A 12,243-nucleotide genomic window follows, 5' to 3' on the forward strand; every position below is an offset into this window, starting at 1 on the left:
GAGCAATTATACATGGAATTCATTGCTTTTTTTGTCACAAATGCTATGATCAAATTGCATGTTCCGTTATAATAATAAGGTAGCTTACATAGGAGGGACGATTGAAATGCAAAAATGGGTTATGAGCGGGCTATTCTTTGTCGCATGTGCGCTGGCTCTCGTGCTTATCTTTACCCTGCCTGGTAAAGAGCAGGTCGCGCAAGAGAATAAGACACAAATGCCTGAGGTCACATTGAACGCAGAGCAAGCGGAAGCCATCGTCAAAGCTAACTGTATTAGCTGTCACGGGGATCAATTGGAAGGCTTAGCTGGGCCTAATCTGCAAAATATCGGTGCCACCATGTCAATTGAACAACTTTACAAAGTAATCTCGAAGGGTCAAGGCTCTATGATGCCTGGCTTCAAAGATAAGCTGCAGGATGAGGAAATTGCGAACGTTGCACTCTGGCTTGCTGAGAAAAAATAATTAGTATAAAAAAGACACGCCCACCGGACCTTAGCGTTCCCGGAGGGCGTGTCCCCTATTCGGCCAATATACCCAGTTCCTCAAACTTTCTCGGAAGAACTCATCTTTTCGAATGCTTCATTATATTGCTCAGCTTCCTTAATATCTATGGCCGTGATTCCACCGGCTTCCCATGATGTCAAACGAAGCGTAACGGTCTTATAATCGATCGTAATAAAAGGATGATGGTTAAAGGCCTCTGAGATCGCCGCTACCTCGTCTACAAAGGCAATACCCTTCATAAACTCAGAGAACGTATATTTGCGGACGATCCAGCGTCCCTCTTCCAATTCCCATCCTTCCAACTTCTCTAAATGCGCCTCAATTTCTTGTGGTGTAAACGGCATATTATTTCCTCCCTGTTCTTTTTCAAGAACTCCAAAGACTATGTAGTACGTCCATTGTACCTTTAAGTGCACGTAGTTTTATGGGTAAATTTTATGATACTTTTTGATTATTGTTATTCCTCATGAGCCTCGTTCATGCATAATAACTAAAGCTATAATTTGATTAGATACTCCTAATCTTACATTTTACCATGACCCAAGGCTCATGCAAAATCCTTTATAAGGAAAACCATTAATCATTAAATTAGCTTAACCGACGTTAGTTCCTCTTCTCCAACTAGTACATTAATACGATGTACTTCTGGGTCATATATTACAACAGCGCTTCCCACAGCGATTACCGGTTCGGATCCGAGCCCGAAGAATAGATCCTCAGCCAGTGCCTCCAATACCTCATGCTTCTCCTCATCCGTCAGCCCCTCCCATTCGGCAGGCTCCATCTCAAAGAAAACATAGCAATCCGGAATACGGCCAACAGCTTCCGTAAAATCTGCCAAAATATATTCATAATCCCTTCCATGCTTTACTCCCACGGGCGATTCGCTCCCTTCACGATCTCCTAAATAGGCCATTGTCTTATTATAAACGAAAATACCACTTAAAAAAAAATGGATTTCTGTCGATAAAAAATATAACCGTTTAATTTTGGATGGTTTCTGTCTTTTCGCAAGGATGCTTAAAGACGAAAGCACGGTTTCAATTTATCTCAAGGACGAGGTGTATAATGGAAATTTCATCACTCATCGGTATTATTCTCGGTTTGGTCGCCGTAGTTCTGGGGATGTTCCTTAAAGGAGCTCCAATCATCAACTTAGTCAACAACCCGGCGGCGTACGTCATTATTTTGGTAGGGACCGCAGCGAGCCTATTCATAGGCTTCCCTTCTTCAGAATTGAAGAAGATTCCAAAGTTGTTCAAGAAATTATTCGTCAAGCAAAAAATGATCAGCAAGGCAGAGCTCATCTCACTCTTTATGGAATGGGCTACCGTTACCCGACGCGAAGGGCTCCTGGCCCTCGAATCCAAGGTCGAGGAAATTGATGACGACTTCCTACGTAATGGTATGCGTATGATCATTGACGGCAATGACCAGGAGTTTGTCAGCGATGTACTTGCTGAAGATATTGCGGCTACCGAGGAGCGTCATCGGGCAGGTGCACTCATATTCTCCCAAGCCGGGATGTATGCTCCGACCCTCGGGGTACTCGGGGCCGTTGTCGGGCTGATCGCTGCTCTTGCCGATATGTCCGATATGGATTCGTTGGCAGCTGCGATTGCCGCCGCCTTCGTCGCGACGCTGCTCGGTATTTTCACGGGTTATGTCCTATGGCACCCCATCGCGAATAAGCTAAAACGTCTTTCCAAACAGGAAATTGAAATCCGCCTAATGATGGTGGAAGGGCTGTTATCCATCCAATCTGGTGTCTCAACGATTGCCATCCAACAAAAGCTGGCTGTATTTCTGACTCCATCGGAGCGCGCCGTTCTATTAGATAAGGTAGGTGAATCCGGTGAGCAAAAAGACTAGACAGGCCCCGCAGGAGGAGCACGCTGACGAATCCTGGCTCATTCCCTACGCGGATCTCATGACGCTTCTGCTGGCTCTGTTTATCGTTCTATACGGTATGAGCGCAACCGATGCCAAGAAATTCGAGGAAATGAGCGAAGCATTCAGCGGTGTCCTTACCGGCGGTATTAGCGTACTCGACCAGAATGCACTTAGTAGCAACTCCAAGAACTTTAATAGTGATAATCTCATACCTAAAGATTCTTCTGAAGGCTTGATGCGAAAAACGGAACTTATGCGCCGAGAGCAAGAGAACCTTGAAGGTCTCAAAAAGCGTCTGGACAATTACATTAAAGAGAATGGACTCACGACGCAGCTCGATACGCAGCTGAATCATTCTCGCCTCATGATTACGATTAGTGATAATGCTTTGTTCGACTCAGGTGATGCCGAAGTAAAACCGGAGGCTCGCAAGCTGGCTAAAGCCATTTCTGCAATGCTAGAGCAATTTCCAGATTACGAGGTCGTCGTCTCCGGGCATACGGACAACATTCCGATCTCAACAAGCCAGTTCCCATCCAACTGGGATTTAAGTTCCGGACGAGCTTTGAACTTCATGAAGATCCTCCTGCTTAATGACAAGCTGGATCCAAAAAAATTCAGTTCGACCGGACAAGGCGAATATCACCCTGTTGCTTCAAACAAAACAAGCGAAGGACGCGCCAAGAACCGTCGAGTCGAAGTATCGATTATCCGTAAGTATCAAGAGGAGTCGAAAACTGGCATTCCCGCGATTAATATGACATCGCCTTAGTCTCATACGATTTAGGAAACAATCAGGCCTCTAGCGAGGCCTGATTGTTTTTTTAATATGTAACAAAGGTGCTGCCCTTATTGCAGCTCATAATTTAATGCTGCGCCAAGCTCCTGCTTCTCCTGTGATGTCAATTCCCGCCAAGCCCCTATTGGCTGATTGCCTAAATGAATATTCATGATTCGAATGCGTTGAAGCTTACGTACTTCATAACCAAGAGCACTGCACATCCGGCGAATTTGCCGGTTCTTGCCTTCGGTCAGAATAATCCGAAACACTCTCTCTGAAATACGTGTCAGCTGAGCTGGTCTGGTCATCGTGCCGAGAATGCGCACCCCTTCACTCATAGCTTTAAGAAAAGAAGGGGTAATTGGCTTATCCACCGTCACAATGTATTCCTTCTCGTGTCGTCCCTCGGAGCGCAAAATTTTATTGACAATGTCGCCGTCACTTGTCAGTAATATTAAACCTTCCGAGTCTTTATCAAGACGCCCGATCGGGAAGATCCGTTCCTCGTGCCCTACAAAATCGACAATATTGCCTCGGATATGCTGCTCTGTTGTACTCGTAATTCCTACCGGCTTATTGAGGGCAATGTATACGTGCTTGGACGTCTTTAGCATCAACCGCTTCCCGTTAATCCTTACGTCATCTCCCTTCTCGGCCTGACTGCCGAGGACAGCTGTCTCCCCATTAATCGTCACTTGACCGGACTCCACTAGCTTGTCTGCTTCCCGCCGAGAGCAATACCCTGTTTCACTAATAAACTTGTTGATTCTCAACTTTGATGTCACCCCGTATGCGCTATCTCTTTACTTGGACTTCTTACATTACAAAACTGCAAGCCTGATAAATTACTCCATCAATTGGGGAACTTCCTCCTCCTGCAAACGCGGAAGCGTAATTGTGACCACAGTTCCCTTGCCAACCTCGCTCTCAATTTGAAAGCAGCCTTTATGAGTCTCAATGATTCTCTGGCTGATCATCAGGCCAAGCCCCGTGCCTTTCTCCTTATTCGTATAGAACGGCTCTCCGAGCTTCTGCATCCGCTCTTTGGAAATACCCTCGCCTTCGTCGATAACGCGAATAACGGCAAGATGCGGCTCCTCAGAATACAGCATTAACGTAATTTGGCCTCCGGAAGGCATAGCCTCCATGGCATTTTTCAGGATATTAATAAATACCTGCTTCAACTGATTCTCTTCACAGTGTACCAGAATTGTCTCCGCCGAGAAATGAACACTAAACTCAATGTTATGTAAGTGAGCTTCACTATCCAATAGCGAAACGACATCCCCAAGCGTATAACGGACGTCCTTAGTCTGGAAATTCACAGCTTGCGGTTTAGCTAGTATTAAAAACTCACTTACAATCAAATTAATTCGATCCAATTCCGAGAGCATAATGTCCGTATGGAGTGGATTCATGGTCTTGGAGTGCTGCTGCATTTGCAGAAAGCCGCGTAGTGTTGTAAGCGGATTGCGGATCTCATGGGCTACGCCCGCCGCTAACTGGCCAACCGTCGTCAGTTTCTCCGACCTGCGCAGGAGCTCTTCCATCCGATTGTGCTCCGTCATATCTCTAGAAATACAGATATAAGCCGAAATCCTCCCGAACTTATCAAAGATCGGAGATTCACTTATGCTTACCTCCACCAAGCTTCCATCCTTGCGCTTACGAACCGTCTCAGGCAGAATAACCGATCTGCCTTGCTCCAGTTCTCTCCTCCACTCTTCTTGATCCTGCTCTAAAAATGACGGAATATAATCTAGTTTCTTGCCCACAATTCCCTCGCTCGTCCAACCGTATAAGCATTCAAACGCAGGATTCACCCTTAGAATATTTCCCTCTAGATCAATCAGATGAATCGCATCGGCAGTCTGGCTAATGATGGATTCTAAGTACTCATTCATTGAACGAATCTCTTCATTTTTCTGCTCCAGCTCGGCCGTATAGTGCCCGAGGCTAACAGCCATCGTATTGATCTTCTGTCCTAACAGACCAAGCTCATCTCGGCGATTTACCCGCATTCTAGTCTCAAATTTTCCTGAAGAAAGCTGGTTTACTTTAATCAGAATATCCTGAATAGGCCTGATAATTTCACCGGCCAGAATATAACTTGCGAAAATGACAATTTGGAGCAAGACTAGAGAGATCGTTATCTGGCTAAACATCTGCTTGGAAATAACCGAAGAAATCGGCTCATAGCTGGAAACGATCCGTATGACATAAGGACCTTTATTTACAGGCGAAATGGGAATAAAGCTCTCCAGCCCCCTTTCCCCATTAATCGAGATATCTTGTAGGAGACTCTCTCCCTTCTGGATAACTTCTCTGACCGCCTTATGATCCATAGTATCATTTGCATAGTTATAAGTACCGAATAAGATCCTGCCGCCTCCCTGGAAGGTCTCGAGATCTATGCCCGTAATCTCAAGCAGATGTGGATTAGAGCGCAATGTCTCCTGGGTAATCCGTTCAGGGCTAGTCATCTGGAGCATTCCTTCCGCCATAACTCGACTGATCTCCCCATGATTCTGTCTCTTGATGTATTCATTAACAGAACGACTCTGTTCGACAGCCAAGGCGATCTGACGAGCTGTCACCATCATGTTAGCCTCGCTCAGATTCCTCAAATTATCCCGGGTCGAAAAGTAACTTAAGGCGATATTTAAGGAAAGTAGAACCAATGCGAAAAACGACATAATCAGAGACAACTTTGTTTTAATAGACAAGCTTCCCCCCACCCTTTAGAGACCGTCCTTTGGTGATTTTTGGAATTATTCCCCTCCTATTATCATAACTGTAACGACATGTTTTGCAAAGACGTTGATATTCCCACTCGCTTTCCCTACAATAAGTAAAAATACCTATAAACCATGTTAATAAAGATTGTATTCAGAATGTTATGCACAAGTTATGAACATATCAACAGTCTCAAAGTCCTTACTGTGTATAATAATGGGGATAAAACGACGGTTATGCACAGACTTACCCACAACATGTTAACAACGAATATTTGTTCGTTGGATAGAGTGCTTTTTTTCTTATTATTTTCAAGGAGTTGACTGTATTTTATGGATGTGTCTTATCCTGTAACCCCTCCCGCATCTACTTATTCCGACGAATATTGGATGCTTAAAGCAATCAAAGAAGCTCACAAGGCTGAAGCGATTGGCGAGGTTCCTATTGGCGCCGTTATCGTACTTGGAGATGAAATTGTAGGAAGGGGCCATAATCTTCGAGAGAGCACTCGCGATGGCACAGCGCACGCCGAAATGATTGCTATTCGGGAGGCGAGTCGAACCCTAGACGCATGGCGACTGCTCCATTGTCGACTCTACGTGACGCTGGAACCCTGTCCTATGTGCTCGGGCGCTATTGTGCAATGCCGTATCCCTAACGTAATTTATGGCGCCACTGACCCCAAGGCAGGCTGCGCAGGAACGCTTATGAATTTACTCCAGGAGCCTCGCTTTAACCATCGTACGGAAGTAACTGCTGGAGTACTTAGAGAAGAGTGTGCTTCTCTGCTAACGGAGTTTTTTAGACGGCTGCGTAAAAAATAGTTTGGTATAATACACCCATGCCATGCAAAAGGGCGTCCCAAGTTCAATATAAACTCGGAAACGCCCTACGCCCTTTTGCATACCTTTAATTAATTATTAATAGCCGAATGAGTTCATTTCTTGCTCCAGTTCTTCCATTGTAATAGCATCCTGCGGTATACCGATTTTGAAATTCGGCGCTTCGTTGATGCTCGTAAATTTACTGTTCATTTCCATAGCCAATTTTAATTTTTCCTGCGTATCCGGATCACTGAATTCAACATCCATGTTCATCTCTTGATAAGAAGGATAATTGTCTTTGTCAATGGCCGTATTAAAAGTAAATTCGTTAATTTTCAAAACCTTCTGCATTTCGTCTAAATCTTTCTGGAACTCATCTTCATTAAGTTCCCCGAGCTCCTTCTTTGCATCCTCAATATCCTGAGGCGTCAGCTGCAGCATTTCGCGATATTCGTCCTTAGCTACAATATCAAGTGCTTTCGGTAGAGCTTCTTTTATAAGAATGCTGATCGCATCCTTAAACGTATCATTCGTAATATAGAATTGAACAACTTGTTTCGCCTTAAAGCCTTCCGGCAACGTAAGTTCTTTCGGATCAACATCCTTAATAAACTTCTCTGAATCATACTCTGCAAGGATGACATTTGCAATCTCAGCCACAAGCTTTTGAGTCTTATCCGTATCTAGCAAGTCCGGATTAAAGCTCTCAGCGTTGCTTTCCGCCAATTCCTTCAAATCAAACTCAAGGAACTTCCCGGTTACATTCTCCGGCAAAGGCAGGAACGGAATACTAGGAATTTTGATGAATACCTTATCCTTGGTCATTACAAATTGCAACGTAATCGTCGTTGAGAAATCACCTGTCAGCTTCACTTCCAGCGAAGCCTCCGTCTGCATAGGATCTCTCTGGTACATTTGAGTTAAATTTATCTCAGCGTCCTTAAGCATGGAATAAACAGCTCCCAATTCAGGAGACGATGATGTATCAATCGTAAGATCCGTCAGTTTAATCTGACTCTCTGATACATAAGAATCCATTTTCATTGCTGTTGCAGCTGCACTTTGCAGCGCTTCTTTCGGCTCCTTCTTAGTGCCGCAGCCGGATAGAATCAATGTTACCGACATAAGTAAAATAAGTACCGACATATAAAACTTTCTTGACATACTAGCTCCTCTCCGTCTTATCCTCTCAGATGACGATATATAATATTTTTATATGACCCACCTAATATTTTAAACAACTTATGAAAAAATGAAACACTTTTTTTAATTTTATTATGAATTGGCTTTTTTTTACGACGCTCTCTTTCCACACTTTGAATATTTCCCGCAGTCTAAAATCAGACACCGAGTAAGTTACGATCCTTCTAGCTCGGCTTCCTTTCGCATTTAATTTAGAATTTGGCTATCTTCTAATTATGGCATGATTTGAACCTCATCTTCTGCATTATTGCAAATTAGAAAAATCCCTCAGCCAGTGGCTAGGGGAGTGGAGTGAACAGTTGTCTAGTTGGTGATTAATGTGGAAACGGAACAGTAAAACTAGCACAAATCGTTCTGCTTAACTGCCTTGAGGATTGTTATGGCTTACATGATTCTGATTTTTTACCTTTTTGGAACCCGATAAAGGCTCCGGCCCTCCGCCCCTATGCTCTCTACGCTGTTCGGCATCAGGCTGGGCTCCAGGCGCCGTATAGGACTTTGGTTTACTCATGAGATACATCCCCCTTTTTTCATCGAGCTTCGCTTACTCCTGTTATGTTGTGAGCAATCCTTTTCTTTTATACTTGGCGAACTTTGGTTAGAATTGGAGGGCCATCATTATCGCATATTAAAGCGCCTGAAGGCATACTTAACTCAATCCTTTAAGCCATAAAATTGGAAGGATAACCGATTTAGTTGGATTTTACGTATTACTTTGAGTGCCTTTGGATCAATACGAGAATATAAATGGATTTCATGTATACAAAAACACTTGAACCATAATTTCCGGTTTGAAACCTTGTTTTAATGACCCAGATTCCAGTTAATTGTACACTTTACGGCAGATACATATTTTAAATACCAAAAGTCCATTTATCTTGCTGGGTCAGGTGGGGAACCCATCGAAGGTATACATTCTGATATAATAAAACATCCTGGTATATTAAAAACCGCTCCCCATTCGGAAAGCGGCTTGATTTATAAGTTGTATATGTATGGCGGAGAGGGTGGGATACTCTCCCTTCGGTCGAGACTGCGATGTAACGCTAACGAAGCACAGGCTCCGACGAACCTCTGTGGGTTCTCAATATGTATGGCGGAGAGGGTGGGATTCGAACCCACGTGGGCTTGCACCCTAACGGTTTTCAAGACCGCCCCGTTATGACCACTTCGGTACCTCTCCAAAAGGTGAATCTGATTAGTGTAACAAATCAGATTCTACCATATAGTTTATTCGCGCGCAAGTAATTTATTACTGGAAATATATTCAACATTGCCCATGTATGGACGAAGCACTTCAGGCACTTCCACACGGCCATCTTCTAGCTGATAATTCTCCAGAATTGCTGCAACTGTACGACCTACTGCTAATCCTGAGCCATTCAGTGTATGCACAAATTCAGGCTTCGCTTTAGCCTCCGGACGAAAGCGAATATTCGCCCGTCGAGCTTGAAAATCCTCTACATTAGAACAGGAGGAAATTTCACGGTACATCCCGGATTCCGGCAGCCACACTTCCAGATCATACGTCTTAGCAGCAGTAAAACCAAGGTCGCCCGTACACAGAGCCAGCACACGATAAGGAAGATTTAGCAACTGCAGCACACGCTCTGCATTCGCTGTCATCTTCTCCAATTCTTCATAAGATTGATCCGGATGAACAATCTTGATCATCTCTACTTTGTTGAATTGGTGCTGGCGAATCAAACCACGTGTATCACGTCCTGCTGCACCTGCCTCAGAACGGAAGCAAGAACTGTAAGCCACATAATTCCGGGGCAGATCCTCTGCATTTAGAATTTCGTCCCGATGAAAGTTCGTTACAGGTACTTCTGCTGTTGGAATTAGGTAGTAACCATTCTCCGTTAGTTTAAATAGATCCTCTTCGAACTTCGGCAGCTGTCCTGTACCGTACAGGCTGTCCTGATTAACGATGTATGGCGGCAGCATTTCTTCATAGCCATGTTCATCGCTATGCAAATCCATCATAAAGTTGATCAACGCACGCTCCAGTCTTGCTCCCAACCCCTTGTAAAAGGTGAATCGTGAGCCTGTTACCTTGGCTCCTGCCTCGAAATCCAAAATGCCGAGATCCGCGGCGATATCCCAGTGAGCTTTTGGCGTAAAATCGAACTGGCGTGGCTCGCTCCAACGACGAACCTCCACATTCTCTTCTTCAGAAGCCCCTACAGGTACATCCTGATGCGGAATATTAGGGATAGCCAGCATCAGTTCATCGATCTGTGCCTCCAGAGCCCGGACTTCGTCATCCAACTCTTTTATACGGTCACCCACTTGACGCATTTCAAGGATTAGCTCATCCGCATCTTCCTTGTTCTTCTTGCGTTTAGCGACCTCTGCCGATACCATGTTACGGCGATTCTTCAATGATTCGCTTTCCTGCAGCAATTCACGACGCTTTTCGTCCAGTGGGGCGAAGCCCGATATAAGCTCCAATGACGCTCCTCTGTCCTGGAGCGCTTTCTCAACACGCTCGAAATCATTTCGCATTATTTTTACATCTAACATGGGTTGTCCCTCCTAGAATCGTCCCGCTTGGGCCTCCTTACTCAACCAAAGCTTAGGGAGAGCAAGTCAGCTCGCCATGGGATCACCGGAAAACTCGGGCGTCCTCCGTTTAAAACAAACAAACCTTAACCCTTGGGAAAGAGTCAAGGTGTCTGATCGGCTCTTATCTTGCAGCCGCATTGTGTTCCTGAATCATTTCTACAAAATATTTATGCAGTGAGACATCATCCGTCAACTCGGGATGAAATGACGATACAAGCAAATGCTTTTGACGTGCCGTCACAATCTCATCGTTATAAGTGGACAACGCCTCAACGCCTTCACCCACCTCTGTGATCAGAGGCGCACGAATAAATACCGCGCGTAGCGGCTCCTGGAGACCCTTCACATCCAAGTCGGTCTCAAAGCTCTCCCTCTGGCGTCCAAACGCGTTACGCGATACGCTGATGTCCATCAGTCCCAGATGGGGCTCTTCTCCGCCCTCAATCTTCTTCGCCATCACGATCAGACCCGCGCAGGTGCCAAACAGAGGCTTACCTTCACTGGAAAACTGCTGAACAGCCTCTATAAATCCGTATTTTCTCATGAGCTTGCCAATGGTTGTACTCTCCCCGCCAGGGATAATTAATCCATCGATATCCTGGAGCTGCTCAGGGTGCTTTACAGCAACCCCCTCCGCCCCAACGCTCTCAATGCTTCTTATATGCTCCGCAACGGCACCTTGCAGCGCCAGTACTCCTACTTTCATGGAGAAACCTTCTTTCTATCTGACTCAGAAAAACAGCGGATGAATTACCAACCACGATCCGACATACGCTCGGCTGGTGACAATTTGGAAATTTCGATGCCTTTCATCGGCGTTCCCAAGTTCTTGGATACTTCAGCAATCAACTTGTAGTCGGTATAATGTGTTGTAGCTTCAACGATTGCACGAGCGAATTTCTCAGGGTTTTCCGATTTAAAAATACCTGAGCCTACAAACACTCCATCCGAACCGAGATGCATCATTAATGCTGCATCTGCAGGAGTAGCTACGCCACCCGCAGCAAAGTTCACAACTGGTAGCTTACCGTTCTCATGTACTTCAAGCAATAAATCATAAGCTACGCCTAGATTTTTAGCTTCTGCATACAGCTCATCTTTGGACATACTTTGTACGGAACGGATTTGGCTGTTGATCAGACGCATATGACGCACGGCTTCAACAATGTTGCCTGTTCCTGGCTCACCCTTCGTACGGATCATGGATGCACCTTCGCTAATACGACGCAGTGCTTCGCCGAGATCCTTCGCTCCGCAGACAAATGGAACGGTAAAATCACGTTTATCAATGTGGAACACTTCATCTGCAGGCGTCAATACTTCACTCTCGTCCAAATAGTCTACGCCTAGAGATTCCAAAACTTTCGCTTCTACATAATGCCCAATCCGCGCTTTGGCCATAACCGGAATAGATACAACTTTCATAACTTCTTCAACGATTGTAGGATCAGCCATGCGAGCTACCCCACCAGCCGCACGAATATCAGAAGGAACGCGTTCCAAAGCCATAACTGCTGTGGCTCCAGCGGCTTCTGCAATCTTAGCTTGCTCAGCATTCATGACGTCCATAATGACGCCGCCCTTTTGCATTTCGGCCATACCTCTTTTTACACGTGATGTTCCTGTTTCCATATCCACGCCTCCCGATTTAATCTAAATATATCCCCATGCTATGAGGCATTGGCATATGACCTTATCCCCATAAACATTACTTCTGTCTCGAATCT

The 12,243-nt window shown here is 45.0% G+C and carries 13 protein-coding genes and 1 tRNA gene; 4 read left to right on the forward strand and 10 right to left on the reverse strand.

The window, feature by feature from the left end; genetic code table 11:
- Positions 1 to 106: 106 nt before the first annotated feature.
- Positions 107 to 466 carry a c-type cytochrome gene (locus tag EIM92_RS04175; RefSeq protein WP_125081609.1) on the forward strand — a complete coding sequence of 120 codons (360 nt, stop codon included), beginning with the start codon at positions 107 to 109 and terminating at the stop codon, positions 464 to 466.
- A gap of 80 nt (positions 467 to 546) precedes the next feature.
- Here EIM92_RS04175 and EIM92_RS04180 read toward each other — a convergent pair whose 3' ends face one another.
- Positions 547 to 852, reverse strand: a complete 306-nt coding sequence (locus tag EIM92_RS04180; RefSeq protein WP_125081610.1) for a 4a-hydroxytetrahydrobiopterin dehydratase — start codon at positions 850 to 852, stop codon at positions 547 to 549.
- 239 nt (positions 853 to 1,091) lie between these two features.
- On the reverse strand, positions 1,092 to 1,385 hold the full coding sequence (locus EIM92_RS04185) for a hypothetical protein (RefSeq protein ID WP_125084999.1): 294 nt from the start codon (positions 1,383 to 1,385) through the stop codon (positions 1,092 to 1,094).
- 191 nt (positions 1,386 to 1,576) lie between these two features.
- Between EIM92_RS04185 and motA the strand changes: the two genes are divergently transcribed.
- Both motA and motB read left to right on the forward strand, forming a co-directional pair.
- Positions 1,577 to 2,380, forward strand: coding sequence for a flagellar motor stator protein MotA (motA, locus tag EIM92_RS04190; RefSeq protein WP_125081611.1), 804 nt, complete (start codon positions 1,577 to 1,579; stop codon positions 2,378 to 2,380).
- Positions 2,364 to 3,173: a flagellar motor protein MotB gene (gene motB / locus EIM92_RS04195; RefSeq protein ID WP_125081612.1), complete on the forward strand. Its 810-nt coding sequence runs from the start codon at positions 2,364 to 2,366 to the stop codon at positions 3,171 to 3,173. Before motA ends, motB begins: the two co-directional genes overlap by 17 nt.
- 77 nt (positions 3,174 to 3,250) lie before the next feature.
- Here the strand turns inward: motB and rluF are convergent, their stop codons facing one another.
- Positions 3,251 to 3,955 carry a 23S rRNA pseudouridine(2604) synthase RluF gene (gene rluF / locus EIM92_RS04200; protein WP_125081613.1) on the reverse strand — a complete coding sequence of 235 codons (705 nt, stop codon included), beginning with the start codon at positions 3,953 to 3,955 and terminating at the stop codon, positions 3,251 to 3,253.
- Positions 3,956 to 4,027: 72 nt separating this feature from the next.
- Positions 4,028 to 5,908 (reverse strand): ATP-binding protein, encoded by a 1,881-nt coding sequence (locus EIM92_RS04205; RefSeq protein WP_125081614.1) that lies wholly within the window; start codon positions 5,906 to 5,908, stop codon positions 4,028 to 4,030.
- A 342-nt stretch (positions 5,909 to 6,250) separates the two neighbouring features.
- On the opposite strand from EIM92_RS04205, the gene tadA reads away from it, so the two are divergent.
- Positions 6,251 to 6,742, forward strand: a complete 492-nt coding sequence (gene tadA / locus EIM92_RS04210) for a tRNA adenosine(34) deaminase TadA (protein ID WP_125081615.1) — start codon at positions 6,251 to 6,253, stop codon at positions 6,740 to 6,742.
- Between the two features lie 96 nt (positions 6,743 to 6,838).
- On the opposite strand, the gene EIM92_RS04215 is transcribed toward tadA, so the two are convergent.
- The 6 genes from EIM92_RS04215 to pdxS form a co-directional block, all read right to left on the reverse strand.
- Positions 6,839 to 7,906: a DUF6612 family protein gene (locus EIM92_RS04215; protein WP_125081616.1), complete on the reverse strand. Its 1,068-nt coding sequence runs from the start codon at positions 7,904 to 7,906 to the stop codon at positions 6,839 to 6,841.
- 397 nt (positions 7,907 to 8,303) lie between these two features.
- Positions 8,304 to 8,456 (reverse strand): small acid-soluble spore protein P, encoded by a 153-nt coding sequence (locus EIM92_RS04220; protein WP_125081617.1) that lies wholly within the window; start codon positions 8,454 to 8,456, stop codon positions 8,304 to 8,306.
- Between the two features lie 583 nt (positions 8,457 to 9,039).
- A tRNA-Ser gene (locus EIM92_RS04225) sits at positions 9,040 to 9,128 on the reverse strand.
- Positions 9,129 to 9,175: 47 nt separating this feature from the next.
- Entirely contained in the window at positions 9,176 to 10,474 is a 1,299-nt protein-coding gene (gene serS, locus EIM92_RS04230; protein ID WP_125081618.1) for a serine--tRNA ligase, read from the reverse strand.
- Positions 10,475 to 10,637: 163 nt separating this feature from the next.
- Positions 10,638 to 11,222: a pyridoxal 5'-phosphate synthase glutaminase subunit PdxT gene (gene pdxT / locus EIM92_RS04235; RefSeq protein WP_125081619.1), complete on the reverse strand. Its 585-nt coding sequence runs from the start codon at positions 11,220 to 11,222 to the stop codon at positions 10,638 to 10,640.
- 44 nt (positions 11,223 to 11,266) lie between these two features.
- Positions 11,267 to 12,148, reverse strand: a complete 882-nt coding sequence (gene pdxS, locus EIM92_RS04240) for a pyridoxal 5'-phosphate synthase lyase subunit PdxS (RefSeq protein WP_110929747.1) — start codon at positions 12,146 to 12,148, stop codon at positions 11,267 to 11,269.
- Between the last annotated feature and the right edge of the window lie 95 nt (positions 12,149 to 12,243).

The sequence above is a fragment of the Paenibacillus lentus genome, assembly GCF_003931855.1.
Lineage (GTDB): Bacteria > Bacillota > Bacilli > Paenibacillales > Paenibacillaceae > Fontibacillus > Fontibacillus lentus.